The organism is Pontibaca methylaminivorans, from assembly GCF_900156525.1.
In the GTDB taxonomy this organism is placed as follows: domain Bacteria; phylum Pseudomonadota; class Alphaproteobacteria; order Rhodobacterales; family Rhodobacteraceae; genus Pontibaca; species Pontibaca methylaminivorans.
The window spans coordinates 1,684,491-1,702,243 of record NZ_FTPS01000001.1 but is presented as its reverse complement, the minus strand read 5'-3'; the positions used below and the strand labels follow the sequence as shown (position 1 = coordinate 1,702,243).

The following is a 17,753-nucleotide window of genomic DNA, read 5'->3' as shown; positions in this document are numbered from 1 at the left end:
TCGCGCTTGGCGGGGGCGTGCGGCGCGGATAGCATGGCGCTCATGTTGAACAAGCTGTTCGCGGCCTTTCGCGCCGACCACCCGGAGGATGACCTCCCCGCCTCCGACACCGGCATGGCGATCGGTGCGCTTCTGGTGCGCGTCGCGCGCGCCGATGGCGAGGGCTCGGCCGCCGAGATGGCGCTGGTGGAGCGTATCCTCGCGCAGCGGTTCCGGCTGGGCCCGGCCGAAGCGGCGCGGTTGCGCGAAACCTGCGAAAAGCTTCATGCCGTCGCCCCCGAAACCGACACTTTTGCGCGGCTGATCCGCGAGACCACCGAACTCGACACGCGGCTGGCGACGCTGGATGCGCTGTGGGAGGTTCTGCTGGCCGGCGACACTATCCGCGAAGAAGAATTGCGCATGGTGGAAAAGGCCCGCAAGGCCATGGGGCTGAGCCGGCTGGACAGCGCCCGTGCCCGCGAGCGCGCCGAAAACCAGGCCGGCTCCGTAACCGACGCAACCGAGGCGGGCGCTGAGACCGGAGCCGGCCGGACCGGTCACCAATAGCGCCCCTGCCGCAGAGAGCATCCGCATCGTCCCATGTTTTCCGATTTCCTCAACCGTCTGACCGGCACCCCCGCGCCTCTGCCGGAAAGCGACGCCCGGCTTGCGCTGGCCGCGCTGCTGGTGCGCTGTGCGCGGGCCGACGGTGAATATTCCGAGGCCGAGCGGAGTCGCATCGGCCATATCCTCGCCATGCGCTACGGGCTGTCCCCGTTCGAGGCCATCGCCCTGCGCGGCAAGGCCGAAACGCTCGAGACCGAAGCCCCCGACACGGTCCGGTTCACCCGCGCGATCAAGGACGCCATCCCCCATGACGAGCGCCTGCAGATCGTCGAGGCGCTCTGGCAGGTGGCGCTGGCCGACGGCACGCATACGGCGGATGAAGATGCGCTGGTGCGGCTCGTGGTGCGGCTGCTCGGCATCGGCGACGTGGACAGCGCGCTGGCCCGCCAGCGCGCCGCGAATGCCCGACTGCCGCGGGAAGGCGATGATTCGGCCTGACCTGCCGGCCGGATCCATGGCATATGTCATCCGGGCGGAGCGCTGCGAATCAGTGCCCTGCGCCCATGTCTGAACAAAGAAGCATGACGATGAAGATAGGTATCCTGCAGGCGGGCCGCGCCGCGCCCGAACTTGCCGCAAAGCTTGGCGATTACGACGACATGTTCCGCCATCTGCTCGCCGGATATGGGTTCGAATTCCGCAGTTGGGCGGTGCTCGACATGGAGTTCCCCGCCGGGCCCGAAGACGCCGACGGCTGGCTGATCACGGGCTCGGTCCACGGCGCCTATGACGACCTGCCCTGGATCGCGCCTCTCGAGGCCCTGATCCGCGCCATCCATGACAGCGGCCGCCCGCTGGTCGGGGTCTGTTTCGGCCATCAGATCATCGCCCAGGCGCTTGGCGGCAAGGTCGAGAAATACCCGGGCGGCTATGCGGTCGGGCGCTCCGAATATGTCCTGAACGGCAAGCCCGTGTTCCTGAATGCCTGGCATCAGGATCAGGTCACCCGGCTTCCCGAAGGGGCCGAAGTGATCGGGAGCAGCGCCTTCTGCCCCCATGCGATGCTGCGCTACGGCGATTCGATGCTGACGATCCAGCCGCATCCCGAATTCGATGATGCCTATATCGAAGGGCTGATCCGGGCGCGCACCGGGGTGGTGCCCGAACCGCAGCTTGCCGCCGCCCGCGCCGAATTCGGCAAGCCCAACGACAGCGCGGCCATTGCGCGGATGATGGCCGACTTCCTGCGGCGCAAGGAAGGCTGATGTCCGCAGGCGATCAATGGCCCGAGGCCCTGCCCGAGGCGGCGCGGGCCTATATCGAGGGGCGGCACCTGGACGAGGTGGAATGCATCATCGCCGACATGCCCGGCATCGCGCGGGGCAAGGCGATGCCTGCCGGAAAATTCATGCGGCAGGAGTATTTCCACCTGCCCGACAGCCTGTTCTTCCAGACCATCACCGGCGACTGGGGCGAGGCGGCGGGGGAGGAGGGATTCATCGAACGCGACATGATCCTGAAGCCCGACCTCGGCACCGCGACCGCCGCCCCCTGGACCGCGGATGCCACGCTCCAGATCATCCACGATGCCTATGACCGCAAGGGCCGCCCCATCGAATATGCGCCGCGCAACGTGCTGAAGCGGGTGGTGGCGCTGTATCATGCGCAGGGCTGGAAACCCGTGGTGGCGCCGGAGATGGAATTCTTCCTGGTCGCGCCGAACCTGGATCCGGCGAAAAGCATCGAGCCGATGATCGGGCGCTCCGGGCGGCCGGCCGCCGCGCGGCAGGCCTATTCCATGTCGGCTGTGGACGAGTTCGGCCCGATTATCGACGACATCTATGATTTCGCCGAGGCGCAGGGTTTCGAGATCGACGGCATCACCCAGGAAGGCGGCGCCGGCCAGCTCGAGATCAACCTGCGCCACGGCGATCCGGTAAAGCTTGCCGACGAGGTGTTCTATTTCAAGCGGCTGATCCGGGAGGCCGCGCTGCGGCACAGGTGTTTCGCGACCTTCATGGCCAAGCCGATCGCCGACGAACCCGGCAGCGCCATGCATATCCATCACTCGATCCTCGACATGGAAAGCGGGCGCAACCTGTTCGCGGGCCCCCATGGCGGGGAGACCGACGCGTTCTTCCACTTCATCGCCGGATTGCAGAGCCACCTGCCGAAAGTGGTTGCGGTGCTGGCGCCCTATGTGAATTCCTACCGGCGCTACGTGCGGGACCAGTCGGCGCCGATCAATCTCGAATGGGGCCGCGACAACCGCACGACCGGCATCCGCATTCCGCTTTCCACGGTCGAGGCGCGCCGGATCGAGAACCGGCTTGCCGGGATGGACTGCAACCCCTATCTCGGGATCGCGGCGAGCCTCGCCTGCGGTTATATGGGGCTGATCGAGGAGCGGCGCCCGCGCCCGCAATTCCGCGGCGATGCCTATGCGGGAGAAGGCGACATTCCCAGGGTTCTGGGCGAGGCACTCGACCTTTTCGAGGAGGCCCGCGACCTGCACGAGATTCTGGGGCCGGAATTCTCGCGCGTCTATTCGGTCCTCAAGCGGGCGGAATACGACGAGTTCCTGCAGGTCATCTCTCCGTGGGAGCGTGAGCACCTGCTTCTGAACGTCTGACCGCGGCCCGTTCCCGGCCTCACCGAGGGACGGCAGGCGGCAGGATATGGATATTTACAGCCAGAAGAAGACCCGGGGGGCGCGCACCAAGGCCGCCGGGCGGAGTTTGCGGATGAAGCTGCTTTTTGCCAATGACAGGCGCGGCAGGCTGCCCGAAAGCTGGTATGCGGCGAGTGCCGTGCCGCTCCCGGCCTTTGCGCCGCTGGAGGGCGACCTGCGCGCCGATGTCTGCATCATCGGTGCGGGCTACACCGGGCTTTCGGCGGCGCTGCATCTGGCCGAGGCCGGCTTTCGTGTCGTTCTGCTCGAGGCGCATCGTGTCGGCTTCGGCGCGTCGGGGCGCAACGGCGGACAGCTCGGCAGCGGGCATGGCATGGACCAGGACGAGCTCGAGCGGCTGGTCGGCGACGCGGATGCGCGGCGCCTCTGGGACCATGCGGAGGCCGCCAAGGCGCTTGTCCGGGCCCTGATCGCGCGCCACCGGATCGACTGCGACCTTGCGCCGGGGATCCTCCATGCCGGGACGCGCCGGGCCGAGCTGGAGCGATTGTGCGAATATGGCGCGCATCTGCGCCACCGCTACGGATACGAGGACATCGAGTTTCTCGACGCCGGGCGCAGCCGGGCGCTCTGCCCCTCGCCATCCTACCGCGGCGGCCTTCTGGACCGGGGGGCGGGCCATCTGCATCCGCTGAACTATGCGCGCGGGCTGGCGCGCGCCGCCGCGGCGGCGGGGGTCCGAATCTGCGAGATGACCCATGTGCGGGACATCGAACCGGGCCGGCAGGTGCTGGTGCGGAGCGAATATGGCGAGGTCCGCGCCGATCATGCGATCCTGGCCTGCAACGGCTATCTCGACCGGCTTTCGCCCCGGGTCGCGGCGCGGGTCATGCCGATCAACAATTTCATCGTCGCGACCGAGCCGCTCGGGTCCGGTGCGAAACAGGTGCTGACCCGCAACATCGCCGTGAGCGACAGCCGTTTCGTGGTGAATTATTTCCGCCTGAGCCGCGACGGGCGGCTGCTTTTCGGGGGCGGCGAAACCTATGGCTACCGTTTTCCGCAGGACATCGCGGGGCTCGTGCGCCGGCGCCTGCTGCGGATCTTTCCGCATCTGCGCGACGTGCGCATCGACTATGCCTGGGGCGGAACGCTGGCGATCACCATGCGGCGGATGCCCTGGCTTGCGCGGCTTGCGCCGAACCTGATGTCGGCATCGGGCTATTCGGGGCACGGCGTCGGCATGGCCACCCATGCGGGGCTGCTCATGGCGCATGCGATCCGGGGGCAGGCCGAAGGGTTCGACACCATGGCCGCCCTGCCCGCCCCTGCCTTTCCGGGCCGCGGGCGGCTGCGGGTGCCGCTGCTTGCGCTGGCGATGAGCTGGTATCGCCTGCGCGACCGGATCGGGGTCTGAGGGCGGTCCGCGATGCCGCCACCCACAGGCGGTTGTTCTTGGAACCTGGAAGGCATTGTTCTATCAGTTGCAAAAGCTTGCACCAACGGGCACGCGACATGTCATCACCCTCCCAGACCCATGATGCGGAGCCGATCCCTCCGGGCGCTCGCGATGCGATCGACGAGCTGCTGCGGACGGGCGACCTGTTCCGTTACCGGGACAGCCGCGACGCGCCGGTGGCCTTGCTCGAACGCGAATTCGCGGACCTGATCGGCAGCCGCCATGCGCTCGCCCTGTCGTCATGCTCGGCGGCGCTGTTCCTTTCGCTGCGGGCGCTCGACCTGCCGCCGGGAGCGCGGGTTCTGATCCCGGGATTTACCTTTTCCGCCGTTCCCTCGGCGGTGGTGAATGCCGGCTGCGTGCCGGTGCTTTGCGAAACGGGCGAGGATTACCGCATCGACCTGGCGGATTTCGAGGCGCGGCTCGACGGTGTGCAGGCGGTCATCGTCAGCCATATGCGGGGCCACACCAGCGATATGGATGCGATCATGGCGCTTTGCGACGCCCGCGCCCTCCCGGTGGTCGAGGATGCCGCGCACTCTCTGGGCACACGGTGGGGACAGCGCAATATCGGCACGATCGGCCGGATCGGCTGCTTTTCGTTCCAGTCCTACAAGATGGTGAACGCCGGCGAGGGCGGGATGCTGGTCACCGATGATGCCGATCTTCTGGCCCGGGCGGTCATCATGTCGGGTGCCTATGAGCGTAACTGGGAACAGCACCGCAGTCCGCGCGACGACAACAGCCAGGATCTGGAGCGGGCCTTTCTGCGCTGGCAGAATCGCCTGCCGCTTTCCAACGTCCGCATGAGCAATCTTTCCGCGGCGGTGATCCGGCCCCAGCTTGCCGAAGTGCCGCATCGCGTGCGCATGGGCCTGGCCAACCACGACCGGCTGGCCGCGCGGCTGCGGACGAACCGGCATTTCAGCATTCCGGCCGCGCTTGGCCCCGAACGGCGCGCCCCCGATTCGATCCAGTTCAACCTTGTCGGCCTGGATGACGCCACGGCATCGGGCTTTGTCGCCGCGGCGCGGTCCCGGGGGATCGAGGTCGGAATTTTCGGCGCCGGCACCGATAATGCGCGGGTTTTCTGGAACTGGAAGTTCCTGTCCGAACTGCCGGAGCTGCCCCGCACGCGGGCGATGCTGATGCGCGCCTGCGACCTGCGCCTGCCGGTCTGGCGCAGCACGGCCGAAATCGACGCGATCGCCGGCGCCCTGCTTGCCGCCATGGATGAGGCCACCCGAGAATCCGGCACAGTGCAGGGCTGATCCTGCGCCCCGCCCTGCGGCAGCCGGTGTCTAGTCCAGGCGCGAAAGCTTTTTCTGAAGCTCGGCCAACTGGCGGCGGATCTCGGCCAGGCTGTCGTCGCTCTCGGAGTCCTCTTCGTCCCGGTCCTGATTCCAGTTGCCGGAAACGAATCCGCCGGTCATGGCCTTCAGGAACGCCTCCTGCTGCGCCTTCACCGCCTCGAAACCGGGCATCTTGGTCATCGGGTTCATGGCGTTCATGCTCTCGACCATCTTGGCCTGGTTCTCGCGCAGCATCTCGAAAGAGCTTTGCAGGAACTGGGGCATCATGCCCCCGCCGGGGAGCATATAGCTGCGCACCAGATCGTTCAGGACGTTGATCGGCAGGACATTTTCGCCGCGACTCTCGTGTTCGGCAATGATCTGCAGCAGATATTGCCGGGTAAGATCATCGCCCGATTTCAGATCGACGATCTGCACCTCGCGCCCGGCGCGTATGAAACCGGCGATGTCGTCGAGCGTCACGTAATCGCTGGTCTCGGTGTTATAAAGTCGGCGGCTCGCGTAGCGCTTGATCAGCAACGGCTTGTCCGTCTCCGCCATAGGGTATTCCTCCCCCCGCATGGTGCATCCCGAAAACTCTAGGCGAGCGTTTCGCAAAAGAAAAGGGCAGGCTCGTTCAAGCCTGCCCATCCCAGCGCCGGAAATCCATGGGGGGAGGAATAGGATTTCGGCTGCTGTTCCTTATTTCGCGGGAACCGCTTTCTTGGCTGCGGTGGTCGCGTCGGTCGCGGCCTTCTTCATGGCGGCGGTCGCGTCGGCGCTCATTTCCTTGCCGGCGGACATCACCAGTTCGATGGTGTCCATCTGAACTTTCTTGGCGACTTCGGCAAAGGCGGCGAGGTTCTCGGCGGCGACTTCGGCCGATGCGGAGGCGAAATCGGTCATGGCCTTGGCGTAGTCGGCCGGCTCGGTCTTGGCCCGGGACATCTCGCCGAGCTTGGCCAGCGTGTCCTTGGTCCACTTGTTCGAGATTTCAGCCGACTTGCCGGCGGCCTCGATCGCCACGTTCGAAAGCTTTTCGTTCAGGCTGGCGGTCGACTTGAACACGTCGTCCATGGCGCTGGTGTCGACGGGGAACGCACCCATCATGTCTTTCATGACGGCGGTGAAATCCTGGGTCTTGCTCATTGTCATAATCCTCTGGTTGCGGCTCTGGTTAGCGGGGTCTTGCCTTCTGCCGACAATATGCACGCTGCATCGCAGCAATTCAAGGATTTTTTGCTGCAATGCAGAAATTTTTCGAAATGTCAGGAATTTCAGCTGCTTGCGCGGACGCGCACATAGGTTCCCGGTGCCGGCGCCAGTCTCGGGTGCTTCGAATCACCCGTTTCCCGCGCCGGAATCTGCCGGCCGGCGTGTTTCGCCAGCCACTTTCCCCAGCGCGGCCACCAGGATCCGTTGTAGAACCGCGCCGCCTTGAACCAGTCATCCGCCGCGGGCGTAAGGTCGGCCTTGGTGTAGTGGCCGTATTTCTTCTTGGTCGGCGGGTTGACGATGCCGGCGATATGGCCCGACTGCGATACGATGAAGGTCTTGTCCTTCGCCCCCATCATCTGCACGCCCCGGTAGCTGTCCTTCCAGGCGGCGATGTGGTCGCTTTCGCAGGCGACGGCACAAAGCGGCACATCCACGTCGCTCACATGCAGCCGGTGCCCGAGAAGATCGTAGCCGTCCCTTGCGAATTCGTTGCGCTGGCAGAGCGCGCGCAGATACTGCACCGCCATCCGGCCCGGCAGGTTGGTGCCGTCCCCGTTCCAGTAAAGCAGGTCAAAGGCGGGCGGCGTCTCGCCCAGCATGTAACTGCGCACCGCCGGCGTATAGATCAGGTCGCGCGAGCGCAGGAAGCTGAAGGTGCGCGACAGGATATAGGAGCGCAGGATCCCGCGTTTCTCGGATTCCGCCTCGATCGCATCGACGAAATCATTGGTAAGGAACGGCGTGAATTCGCCATGCTCGGTGAAATCCGTCAGCGTGGTAAAGAAGGTCGCCGACCGGATCGAGGTGTCGCCACGCTGCTTGAGCAGGGACAGCGTAAGCGCAAGCGTGGTGCCGCCGATGCAATAGCCGATCACGTTGACACGATCGACGTCGCAGATCGCCTTCACCTCGCGCAGCGCCGTCAGGTAACCGTCCTCGATGTAATTCTCGAGCCCGACATCGCCATAGCTCGCATCGGGGTTGATCCAGCTCACCACGAACAGCGTATGCCCCTGTTCGGTGATCCACCGGATCAGGCTGTTCTGGGCCTTGAGATCGAGAATGTAGAACTTGTTGATCCAGGGCGGAAAGATCAGCAGCGGCGTCTCGTGCACCGTTTCGGTGGCGGGCTTGTACTGGATCAGTTCCATCATGTGATTGCGGAACACCACGTCGCCGGGGCTCGTCGCCACGTTGCCGCCAAGCTCGAAGGCGCTTTCATCGGCGAGCCGCACCACCAGTTCCCCGTCATTGGCCTCGAGGTCGGCCACGAGATTCTCGAGCCCGCTGATCAGCGACTCGCCGTCCGTCGCCACCGCGCGTTCCAGCGCATCCGGGTTGGTGGCCAGAAAATTGGTCGGCGCCATCATGTCGATGATCTGATCTGCGAAATAGCCAAGCCGGCGCCGGTCGGTCGGGTCCAGTTCCTCGATCTGTTCGACCGCCTCCTGAATCGCCCGCGCATTGGTCAGATACTGCCGCTTGATCATGTTGAAATAGGGATGCGTATCCCAGAGCGGATTGGAAAACCGCCGGTCGGAGGGGTCGTCGTTGTCCCCTGCGGCCGCCTCGTCGGGCATGGCCAACTGCCCGCTGACAAGGGCGCGCTGAAGCTCGGCGAAATGCCTGACCGACTCGCTCCAGTATTCGATCTGCTTTTCCCAGATCTGGGCCGGATTCTGCATCATTTCCGACCACCAGGCGGTGGCGGCGCGGGTGAACAACTGCTGGTCGGGCGCGTCCAGGCCCGGATGATGATGGGTCTTTGCGCTCATCACCTCGACCAGGCGGCGCGACAGTCCTTCGACACGCGAGAGATTCTCGGTCAAGCGTTGCATTTGCGCTTCGTCAAGGGGGGCGGCGCCATCCTCGGCAGTTGTCATTATGCACTTTCCTCCCTAATCTCGTGTGGTCGCGGAACGATCGCCACCCGCTGCGCGAGCTAAGGCAACGAGGGTCCGACCCGCTCGGACACATGAAGGAGACCCGAATTTGCGCTATATGGTAGCCTACGACATGATGGAGGCAGCCCGCAACACCAATCAATGGATGGGTGCTTCGGCGCAGGCGCTCGCGTCATATCCGATCTTTTCGATGATACCGAACCCCGCGCTCAGCTGGATGGCGGCCTGGGGCGAAGTCACCGAACGCAGTTTCGAACGCATGATCACCAAGCCCGACTGGGGCATCCGCACCTTTACCGAACGCGGCCGCGATCATCTGGTCAAGATCGAGACGGTGCTGGAGAAACCCTTCGGCAATCTCATCCATTTCAATATCTCCGGCCGGGCGGAGCGTCCGCGCAAGGTGCTGCTGGTCGCACCCATGTCGGGGCATTACGCGACGCTGCTGCGCAGCACGGTGAAATCGCTGCTGGTCGATTGCGAAGTCTATGTCACCGACTGGCACAATGCCCGCGACATCCCGGTTTCGGCCGGCAAGTTCGACGTCGAGGATTATACCCTCTACCTCGTGGATTTCATCCGCGAGATGGGGCCCGACAGCCATGTGATCGCGATCTGCCAGCCTGCCCCGCTCACCCTTGCCGCGACCGCCTATCTGGCCGAACGCGAGCCCGAGGCCCAGCCGCGCACGCTCACCCTGATCGGCGGGCCGGTCGATCCGGACGCAACCCCGACCGAGGTCACCGATTTCGGCCGCCGCGTCACCATGGGGCAGCTCGAGGCGATGATGGTGCAGCGGGTCGGGTTCAAATACGCCGGAGTCGGCCGGCCGGTTTACCCGGGGCTGTTGCAGCTAAGCTCGTTCATCTCGATGAACGTGGACCGGCACAGCCAGGCCTTTGTCGATCAGATCACCCGGGTGGCCCGCCACGAGGCATCCGATCACGACGCGCACAACCGCTTCTACGACGAATATCTCGCCGTCATGGACATGCCGGCCGAATTCTACCTTTCCACGGTCGAGCGGCTGTTCAAGAACCGCGAAGTGGCGCGCAACGTGTTTACCGTGAACGGCGAGCAGGTGGACATCGGCCAGATCACCAGCGTCGCGGTCAAGTCGGTCGAGGGGGCCAATGACGACATCTCGGCACCCGGCCAGTGCATTGCCGCGCTCGATCTCTGCACCGGACTGCCGGACAACATGAAGGCCAGCCATGTCGAACCCGGCGCCGGCCATTACGGCATTTTCGCCGGCCGCTCGTGGCGCGACAACATCCGCCCCCTGGTGCTCGATTTCATCGACCGCAACGGCAGCGGTTCGCCGCGCAGCGCAAGCCGCAAGGCTCCCGTGCACAAGATCGCCGTGGCCTGAAACCCGGCGCGGGTTCCGCCGCCGCCCCGGGATGCGGTCCCCGGCGCCGGGACCGGTCAGCGCGCCGGGTGACGGCGGGCCAGCCACTCCCGAAGGGCCTCATTGGTCGGGCCCGGCTGTTCCAGCGTCGGATAATGGCCGGCCCCCGCGATGATGCGCAGGGTCGCGCTCGGCATGAGTTCCGCCAGAAACTCGTGGTGCCTGCGCGGCATCGTCTCGTCATGCTCGCCGCAGAGGATCAGCGTCGGAACCGTCGCCTTCCCCAGCGCGACCTGCTGATCGCGGCGCCGCTGCAGGGCACGGCTCTGGCGCAGAAAGACCTCGGTGCCCTGGTCGCGCGCCATGCTCAGCAGGCGATCGCGCACCAGCAGACGTTCGGGGCCGGGCGCGAACCGCTCCGGCGGCATCATGTCCTTCAGCACATCCTCGAGCCGCCCGGCCCGGATTCCAACCATCAGCGGCTCGCGCGCGGCGGCCTTTTCCGGCGTTTCGGCCTGCGCGTCGGTCGCCATGAGGCAAAGCCGCGTGATCCGCGCCGGAGAGCGGCGCAGCAGCTCCATCGCCACCATTCCGCCCAGCCCGTGCCCCACAAGCGCAAACCGCGCCGGCAACTGGTCGAGCATCTGGCTGGCGATTTCCTCGATCCGCTCGCCCTGGGTGGCCGGCGCCACCGCCACCACGCGTTCGCGCGACAACACTTCGATCTGCGGCCCAAACAGCCGCGCATCGCACATCATGCCCGGGATGAACACCACGGATTCTCTCATGTTCGGGCCTGCCTCTTGCCTATGAGCGCAACATGGCGTCTCGCGCCGGACTGTCAACGCCGGCCCGGCCGGGTTCAGCGCGATTCAGCCATGCCGGTGTCAGGCACCGGGTGCCGAGACCTCCTCGATGGCGGTTTCGATCATGCGCAGGCAGGCCGGATCGGAAAAACGGTGATCGGTCCCCTTGACCAGAGCAAGCCGCATATCCGGGCAATCGGCATGGTCGAGCAGGCGCAGCGCGGTATCGCGGCTCACCGCCTCGTCGGCCGTGCCCTGCAGGCAGCGCACCGGAAAGGGCAGCGCGAGCGGGCTGCGCAACACCAGATTTTCGCGCCCGTCCTCGATCATGCGGCGGGTGACGATGTAGGGCTCCATGTAGTCGGAGGGGAGTTCGACCTGTCCGCGCTGCATGAGCACCGCCCGCCCGGCCTCGTCGAGCCCGGCCCACCAGCCGTCTTCAGTGAAATCGGGCGCGGCCGCGATGGTGACCATGCCGGCGATGCGGCCGGGGCATGCACGGGCAAGCAGCAGCGCCTGCCAGCCCCCCATGGACGATCCGACCACCACCAGCGGCCCGCTTGTCAGCCGCTCCACCACCTCGCGCGTGTCTTCGGCCCAGTCGCCGATGCAGCCGTCCTCGAACCGCCCGCCGCTCTGGCCGTGGCCCGAATAGTCGAACCGCAGGAACGCCCGGCCCCGCTCACGCGCCCAGGATTCGAGATGCAGCGCCTTGGTCCCCTCCATGTCGGATTTGAGCCCGCCAAGGAACACGACCATGGGCCCCTGCCCGGGGGTCGCGTGATAGGCGATGCGCCGCCCCTGCCGCGTGGTGATGTGGGATGGTTCGCTCACTCCGGCCCCTCCTGCCGCCTGCTTCCGGTTGGCGCGATCATGCACGGGGCGTGCAGCCGGCACAACCGCGCCTTGACAGCCATGGACGGCGCGTTCAGAGATGCCCCGACAACCCGCAACCGGGCGTTCCGTGGGCGCCAGACCGACGAGGATCCTGCCATGAGCCAGATCTCCCTTACCTTTCCCGATGGCAATTCACGCGCATATGACAGCGGCGTGACCGCGGCGGCAATCGCTGCCGACCTGTCGAAATCGCTGGCGAAAAAGGCGATCAGCGCCACCCTCGACGGGCAGCACTGGGATCTGCAATGGCCGATCACCGAAAGCGGGGCCATCACCATCAACACGATGAAGGACGAGGCCGCCGCGAATGAGCTCGTGCGCCACGATCTTGCGCATATCATGGCCCGGGCGGTGCAGGAACTCTGGCCCGAGACGAAAGTCACCATCGGGCCGGTGATCGAGAACGGCTGGTATTACGATTTCGACCGTGCCGAGCCCTTCACCCCCGAAGATCTGGGCCGGATCGAGGCGCGGATGCGCGAGATCATCGCCAAGAGCGATCCGGTGCGCACCGAGGTCTGGGACCGCGACCGCGCGCTTTCCCACTATCGCGAGAGCGGCGAGCCCTACAAGGTCGAACTGGTCGAGGCGATCCCCGAGGGGCAGCCGATCCGCATGTACTGGCACGGCGACTGGCAGGATCTCTGCCGCGGCCCGCATCTCCAGCACACCGGGCAGGTGCCGGGCGATGCCTTCAAGCTGATGAGCATCGCCGGCGCCTACTGGCGCGGTGACTCGGCCCGCCCCATGCTGCAGCGCATCTATGGCGTCGGCTTCCTCAACCGCGAGCGGCTGAAGGCCCATCTTCACATGCTTGAAGAGGCCGCAAAACGCGATCACCGCAAGCTCGGGCGCGAGATGGACCTGTTCCACCTTCAGGACGAGGCGCCGGGACAGGTATTCTGGCACCCGGACGGCTGGACCATCTACACCACGCTGCAGGATTACATGCGCCGCAAGCAGCGCGCCCACGGCTACGTCGAGGTGAACACGCCCCAGGTGGTGGCCCGCCGGCTCTGGGAGGCATCGGGCCACTGGGAGAAATACCAGGAAAACATGTTCATCGTCGAGGTGGACGAAGAACATGCCCGCGAAAAGGCGATCAATGCGCTCAAGCCCATGAACTGCCCCTGCCATGTGCAGATCTACAATCAGGGGATCAAATCCTATCGCGACCTGCCGCTGCGCATGGCCGAATTCGGCGCCTGCAACCGGTACGAGCCCTCGGGCTCGCTGCATGGCCTCATGCGGGTGCGGGGCTTTACCCAGGACGATGCGCATATCTTCTGTACCGAGGATCAGATCCGGGACGAAACCGCGGGTTTCATCGCCATGCTGTCCGAAGTCTATCGCGATCTCGGCTTCGAGCGGTTCGACATCCGGTTCTCCACCCGTCCCGATGTGCGCGCCGGCTCGGACGAGACATGGGACCGGGCCGAGGCGGCGCTTGAGGCCGCGATCCGCACGGTGACGGACGATTTCGAACTCGACCCCGGCGAAGGCGCATTCTACGGACCCAAGCTCGATTTCAAGCTGACCGATGCGATCGGGCGCGAATGGCAGCTCGGCACGTTCCAGGCCGATTTCGTGCTGCCCGAGCGGCTCGACGCGACCTATATCGGCGCCGACGGCGCCAAGCACCGCCCGGTCATGCTGCACCGCGCGATTCTTGGCAGTTTCGAGCGTTTCCTCGGCATATTGATCGAGAACAGCGCCGGGAAACTGCCGTTCTGGCTGGCGCCGCGGCAGGTGGTGGTGGCCTCGATCACGTCGGATTCGGACGAATACGTGCAGGAGGCCGTGACCGCGCTGCGCCGGGCCGGGATCCGCGCCGAGGCTGACGCGCGCAACGAAAAGATCAATTACAAGGTGCGCGAACATTCCCTGGCCAAGGTGCCGGCGATCCTTGCCGTCGGGCACCGCGAGGTCGAGGCACGCAGCGTCTCGCTGCGCCGTCTCGGCGAAAAGCAAAGCCAGGTGCTGCCGCTGGACGAGGTGGTAAAGATGCTTGCGCAGGAGGCCACCCCGCCCGATCTGCGCGGCGAATCCCGCACCGGTTGACCCCGGCCTGAAACGCGATCTCCGAAATAGCAAAGCCCCGGGAATGTCCCGGGGCTTTCCTGTCAGGATGGCCCGTCCCGCGGTTCCGGTTCAGGCATAGTTCCCGTTCACCCGCTCGCGCTTCGGGTCGAAATGCGGGAACGGCACGACGCGCGCCTTCAGGCGCTTCTGGTCACCGTCGAGCAGCCCCACCTCGACCTCGGTGCCGATATCCGCATGGGCCACGTCGAGCCGCGCGAGCGCGATCACCTTGCCGAGGAACGGGGACTTCATCGCCGAAGTGATGACACCGATCTGCGGCTTGCCGACATGGACGCAATCGCCATGGCCCGGCACCACGCCGCCCTCGATATCGAGGCCGACCAGCTTTTTCTGCGGATGGGCCTTGCGCCGCTCGAGCGCCGCACGACCGATGAAGTCGTCGGTCTTCGACTTGAGCGGCACGGTAAAGCCGATCCCCGCCTCCAGCGGATCGGTCTGGTCGTCGAATTCCGATCCGGCAAAGACCAGCCCCGCCTCGATCCGCAGCATGTCGAGCGCCTTGAGCCCGAACGGGATCATCCCCCTGGGCTCGCCGGCCGCCCAGATCGCGTCGAACACGGCCTCGGCATCGCGGGGATGGCAGAACACCTCGTAGCCGAGTTCGCCCGAATATCCGGTGCGGCTCACCACCACCGGTGCGCCGTATTGATCGCCGATGCGCCCGACCGTGAGGCGGAAACAGCCGAGTTCCTCGACCGTGGGGCGCGCGGGCGGGGTCCAGATCAGCGGCGCGAGAATGTCACGCGACAGCCGCCCCTGCACCGCCACGTTGCAGTGATGATCGGTCGAGGAACGCACCCAGGCGTTCAGCCCGCGTTCCTCCGCCTGACGGCGCAGCCAGAGCCCCGACTGGTCGCTGCCGCCGATCCAGCGGAAATTGTTCTCGTCCAGCCGGAACACCGTGCCGTCGTCGATCATGCCGCCATGTTCGTAACACATCGCCGTATAGGCCACGGCACCGGCCGGCAGCTTGCTCATGTCGCGGGTCACGCAATGCTGCAAAAGCGCCTCGGCATCCGGGCCCGTCACCTCGTATTTGCGCAGCGGCGACAGATCCATGATCACCGCCTTTTCCCGCGCCGCCCAATATTCGGCGATGGCGCCGTGGGCGGTCATCTCGTTGGGGAGCCAATAGCCCTGATATTCGACGAAATCCCGCGTATGGCGCGCGAAACAGTCGTGGAACCCGGTCTTTTTCGTTTCTTCCATGTCTCCCTCGGGGGTCTTGCGCCAGCCCGTCCAGTGGCTGAACCTGTTGTCATCGCTGTAGGTGCGCACCTGGATATCGGTCGGATTCCAGCCGTTCGCCGGGTCGATATCGCTCGGGCAGGCGGTGGTCACGCAGACCAGATCGGTCAGGGCGCGCATCAATACATAATCGCCCGGCCGCGACCAGGGCTCGTCGCTGGTGATCGCGTTGTGATCGTCCAGCATGGTGTTGAAGAACAGATTGACCGCCGGCCAGCCCGCGCGCGGACGCACGCCGTATTGCGCCATCCGCAGGTTGATGTTGTCCGAACAGTTCACATGCCCCGGATAACCCATGTCGGCATAGTAACGCGCGGTACAGGCCAGCCCGAACGTGTCGTGGCGCCCGACCGTATCGCGCACCACCTCGACCAGCGGTTCCTGATCGACGGTATAGTATTTCGACCGCATCCCCGGCATCGGATAGGCCTGCCCCATCAGCGTGCGCGTCGTGGTCGGGTCGATGTCGCGTTCCAGCCCCTTCTCCAGCGCGCGCGCCGAAAACGCCTGGAAATCCGAACATTCGCGCCCCTGCACATCAAGCACCTGGATATACTGGCCCTTGCGCACCTCGTAGCTGTGGGCCTCGCCCGGCTGGACGTTGATGTCGTGCAGCGGATCGGCCAGCGGCGGCGGCGGCTCCAGCAGGGTCGTCTCGTTGGCGGGACGGCTGCGGCGGATGTAAAGCACGATCTCGGTCGGGGCCCAGTGCTCCTGCGGCTCCATCGGGCCGCCGGGGGCGCAGACCAGCAAAAGCCCGTCGCTGGCCGCGGTCAGGCTCGCGTGTTCGCCCGCGCGCGATCCCTCGCCGAACAGCAGGATCCCGTCGGCCCGCCCGAGGTCGAACCCCGCCACATCGAGCGCATGGCGCACCCGCGCGCCCGAGGCATCCGCGGTCAGCGCCCGTTTCAGCCCGACCGGGTCATGCCCGCCCGCGGCACCGATCATCGCCGCATCGGACCGCCCGTCCGGGGCGAAGAACACGAGTTCGACCGGTTGCAGCCCCTCGCGATCCTGCAGCGTGAGCACGTCGCCCGCCGTGATCTGCACGGCCCGGCTGCCGCCCCCCGGCACGGGGTGGCGTTCGACACCCGGCGGCAGAACCGGCAGGCCGGGCGTTACCACCCCGCCCCGTTCGGTTGCGCGCGGAAGGATTGCTTCCATACCCATGATGCCCCCTTCGTGACATGGCTTGCGTTTCATGGCCGGTGCTGCAGGAAGTCCTGCAAACCCCGACCCTCATCCCATCCTGCCACCGGTTGCGCTTTCTTCCGAATATTTTTTTGATAGGCTGAGCCTGCGCTTTCCGAGGTCATTCGGGATGGCTCGCAGCAACGATCAGAGGACTGGCATGACCGACCGGCAGGACGCGAAACGGAAGAGCGGGGGCAGGCCGTCCTTGCCGCCGCTCGATTACCTGCTCGCCTTCGAGGCCGCGGCCGAGGAGGAAAGCTTTGCCCGCGCGTCCGAGCGGCTCCACCTCAGCGAAACCGCCATCAGCCGCAAGGTCCGCCTGCTCGAACAGCACCACGGCACGGCCCTGTTCCTGCGTGGATCGCGCTCGGTGCGGCTGACCCCGCAGGGGCAGCGTTTCCTTGCCGACATCAAGCCGGCGCTGCGCCGCCTGCGCGAAGCGTCGCGCCGGATCGCCTCGGAAGGGCGCCCGCGCCCGGTCACGCTGGCGGCCACCAATTCGGTCGCGGTGCTCTGGCTCATGCCGCGCCTGCAGGCCTTCCGGCGCATCAATCCGCAGATCCGGATCCTGCTGGTCGCATCCGACAACGACGAGGAATGCCTCTCCGATTCGGTCGATCTCGCGATCCTGCGCGGAAGCGGCGAGTGGCCGGGCTTTGCCAGCCGTCAGCTTTTCGGTGAAACGGTGTTCCCCGTCTGCTCCCCTGTCTATCTGGCCGCTCACCCGGAGGCAGAATGCGTCGAGGGGCTGGCGCGGCAGGATCTGATCGGCGTCACCTCGGCCCATTCAGAATGGATGACCTGGAGCACCTGGCTCCAGGCGGTCGGGGCGCCGGGCGCCGACCCCGCACATGCGGCCGCGTTCAACACCTATCCACTGGCGATCCAAGCGGCTGTGGACGGGCTCGGCGTCGCGCTCGGCTGGGCGCATCTGGTCGATCCCTACATTGACAGCGGCGCGCTTCTGCGCCCGCTGGGAGAGCGTGAAGTGTGCACGGAACAGGGCTATCATCTGCTCTGCGCAACCGCTTCCGAGGATTTCGACGAACGGCGCGTGGTGCGGGACTGGCTGGCCGGACTGGCGGCGCCGCCCCGCTGAA

At 65.9% G+C, this 17,753-nt stretch carries 15 protein-coding genes; 9 read left to right on the top strand and 6 right to left on the bottom strand.

Annotation, left to right across the window (positions count from 1 at the left end; genetic code table 11):
- The first annotated feature begins 33 nt into the window (after nucleotides 1-33).
- The 6 genes from B0B01_RS08295 (at nucleotide 34) to B0B01_RS08270 (ending at nucleotide 5,911) form a co-directional block, all read left to right on the top strand.
- Nucleotides 34-549: a tellurite resistance TerB family protein gene (locus B0B01_RS08295; RefSeq protein ID WP_327082984.1), complete on the top strand. Its 516-nt coding sequence runs from the start codon at nucleotides 34-36 to the stop codon at nucleotides 547-549.
- A gap of 33 nt (nucleotides 550-582) precedes the next feature.
- Nucleotides 583-1,047, top strand: a complete 465-nt coding sequence (locus tag B0B01_RS08290) for a tellurite resistance TerB family protein (RefSeq protein WP_076649427.1) — start codon at nucleotides 583-585, stop codon at nucleotides 1,045-1,047.
- Nucleotides 1,048-1,136: 89 nt separating this feature from the next.
- Entirely contained in the window at nucleotides 1,137-1,814 is a 678-nt protein-coding gene (locus B0B01_RS08285) for a type 1 glutamine amidotransferase (protein WP_076650127.1), read from the top strand.
- Nucleotides 1,814-3,181, top strand: coding sequence for a glutamine synthetase family protein (locus tag B0B01_RS08280; protein WP_076649425.1), 1,368 nt, complete (start codon nucleotides 1,814-1,816; stop codon nucleotides 3,179-3,181). The genes B0B01_RS08285 and B0B01_RS08280 overlap by 1 nt, the downstream gene beginning before the upstream one ends.
- 112 nt (nucleotides 3,182-3,293) lie before the next feature.
- Nucleotides 3,294-4,598, top strand: coding sequence for an NAD(P)/FAD-dependent oxidoreductase (locus B0B01_RS08275; protein ID WP_076650126.1), 1,305 nt, complete (start codon nucleotides 3,294-3,296; stop codon nucleotides 4,596-4,598).
- 98 nt (nucleotides 4,599-4,696) lie between these two features.
- Nucleotides 4,697-5,911 (top strand): DegT/DnrJ/EryC1/StrS family aminotransferase, encoded by a 1,215-nt coding sequence (locus B0B01_RS08270; RefSeq protein WP_076649423.1) that lies wholly within the window; start codon nucleotides 4,697-4,699, stop codon nucleotides 5,909-5,911.
- Nucleotides 5,912-5,941: 30 nt separating this feature from the next.
- Here B0B01_RS08270 and phaR read toward each other — a convergent pair whose 3' ends face one another.
- The 3 genes from phaR to phaC all read right to left on the bottom strand — a co-directional run bounded on the left by phaR (nucleotide 5,942) and on the right by phaC (nucleotide 9,033).
- On the bottom strand, nucleotides 5,942-6,493 hold the full coding sequence (gene phaR / locus B0B01_RS08265; protein WP_076649421.1) for a polyhydroxyalkanoate synthesis repressor PhaR: 552 nt from the start codon (nucleotides 6,491-6,493) through the stop codon (nucleotides 5,942-5,944).
- Nucleotides 6,494-6,634: 141 nt separating this feature from the next.
- Nucleotides 6,635-7,081 carry a phasin, PhaP gene (locus tag B0B01_RS08260; protein ID WP_076649419.1) on the bottom strand — a complete coding sequence of 149 codons (447 nt, stop codon included), beginning with the start codon at nucleotides 7,079-7,081 and terminating at the stop codon, nucleotides 6,635-6,637.
- 128 nt (nucleotides 7,082-7,209) lie between these two features.
- Nucleotides 7,210-9,033: a class I poly(R)-hydroxyalkanoic acid synthase gene (gene phaC / locus B0B01_RS08255; protein ID WP_076649417.1), complete on the bottom strand. Its 1,824-nt coding sequence runs from the start codon at nucleotides 9,031-9,033 to the stop codon at nucleotides 7,210-7,212.
- Nucleotides 9,034-9,142: 109 nt separating this feature from the next.
- Between phaC and phaZ the strand changes: the two genes are divergently transcribed.
- Entirely contained in the window at nucleotides 9,143-10,426 is a 1,284-nt protein-coding gene (gene phaZ, locus B0B01_RS08250) for a polyhydroxyalkanoate depolymerase (RefSeq protein WP_076649415.1), read from the top strand.
- Nucleotides 10,427-10,482: 56 nt separating this feature from the next.
- On the opposite strand, the gene B0B01_RS08245 is transcribed toward phaZ, so the two are convergent.
- Nucleotides 10,483-11,193, bottom strand: a complete 711-nt coding sequence (locus B0B01_RS08245; protein ID WP_076649414.1) for an alpha/beta fold hydrolase — start codon at nucleotides 11,191-11,193, stop codon at nucleotides 10,483-10,485.
- Between the two features lie 99 nt (nucleotides 11,194-11,292).
- A complete protein-coding gene (locus tag B0B01_RS08240; protein ID WP_076649411.1) occupies nucleotides 11,293-12,045 on the bottom strand; it encodes an alpha/beta fold hydrolase in 753 nt (250 codons plus the stop codon).
- A gap of 159 nt (nucleotides 12,046-12,204) precedes the next feature.
- On the opposite strand from B0B01_RS08240, the gene thrS reads away from it, so the two are divergent.
- Nucleotides 12,205-14,169: a threonine--tRNA ligase gene (gene thrS, locus B0B01_RS08235; RefSeq protein WP_076649409.1), complete on the top strand. Its 1,965-nt coding sequence runs from the start codon at nucleotides 12,205-12,207 to the stop codon at nucleotides 14,167-14,169.
- Between the two features lie 90 nt (nucleotides 14,170-14,259).
- On the opposite strand, the gene B0B01_RS08230 is transcribed toward thrS, so the two are convergent.
- Entirely contained in the window at nucleotides 14,260-16,629 is a 2,370-nt protein-coding gene (locus B0B01_RS08230) for a DUF1989 domain-containing protein (RefSeq protein WP_076649407.1), read from the bottom strand.
- A gap of 181 nt (nucleotides 16,630-16,810) precedes the next feature.
- Between B0B01_RS08230 and B0B01_RS08225 the strand changes: the two genes are divergently transcribed.
- Entirely contained in the window at nucleotides 16,811-17,752 is a 942-nt protein-coding gene (locus B0B01_RS08225) for a LysR substrate-binding domain-containing protein (protein WP_076649405.1), read from the top strand.
- Nucleotide 17,753 lies beyond the last annotated feature (1 nt).

Coding starts and splice junctions, on each gene's coding strand:
- B0B01_RS08245 (WP_076649414.1), bottom strand. CDS start 11,193: ATGAGAGAATCCGTGGTGTTCATCCCGGGCATGATGTGCGATGCGCGG.
- B0B01_RS08260 (WP_076649419.1), bottom strand. CDS start 7,081: ATGAGCAAGACCCAGGATTTCACCGCCGTCATGAAAGACATGATGGGT.
- B0B01_RS08225 (WP_076649405.1), top strand. CDS start 16,811: ATGACCGACCGGCAGGACGCGAAACGGAAGAGCGGGGGCAGGCCGTCC.
- phaR (WP_076649421.1), bottom strand. CDS start 6,493: ATGGCGGAGACGGACAAGCCGTTGCTGATCAAGCGCTACGCGAGCCGC.
- B0B01_RS08230 (WP_076649407.1), bottom strand. CDS start 16,629: ATGGGTATGGAAGCAATCCTTCCGCGCGCAACCGAACGGGGCGGGGTG.
- B0B01_RS08285 (WP_076650127.1), top strand. CDS start 1,137: ATGAAGATAGGTATCCTGCAGGCGGGCCGCGCCGCGCCCGAACTTGCC.
- B0B01_RS08295 (WP_327082984.1), top strand. CDS start 34: ATGGCGCTCATGTTGAACAAGCTGTTCGCGGCCTTTCGCGCCGACCAC.
- B0B01_RS08270 (WP_076649423.1), top strand. CDS start 4,697: ATGTCATCACCCTCCCAGACCCATGATGCGGAGCCGATCCCTCCGGGC.
- phaC (WP_076649417.1), bottom strand. CDS start 9,033: ATGACAACTGCCGAGGATGGCGCCGCCCCCCTTGACGAAGCGCAAATG.
- B0B01_RS08290 (WP_076649427.1), top strand. CDS start 583: ATGTTTTCCGATTTCCTCAACCGTCTGACCGGCACCCCCGCGCCTCTG.
- thrS (WP_076649409.1), top strand. CDS start 12,205: ATGAGCCAGATCTCCCTTACCTTTCCCGATGGCAATTCACGCGCATAT.
- B0B01_RS08275 (WP_076650126.1), top strand. CDS start 3,294: ATGAAGCTGCTTTTTGCCAATGACAGGCGCGGCAGGCTGCCCGAAAGC.
- B0B01_RS08280 (WP_076649425.1), top strand. CDS start 1,814: ATGTCCGCAGGCGATCAATGGCCCGAGGCCCTGCCCGAGGCGGCGCGG.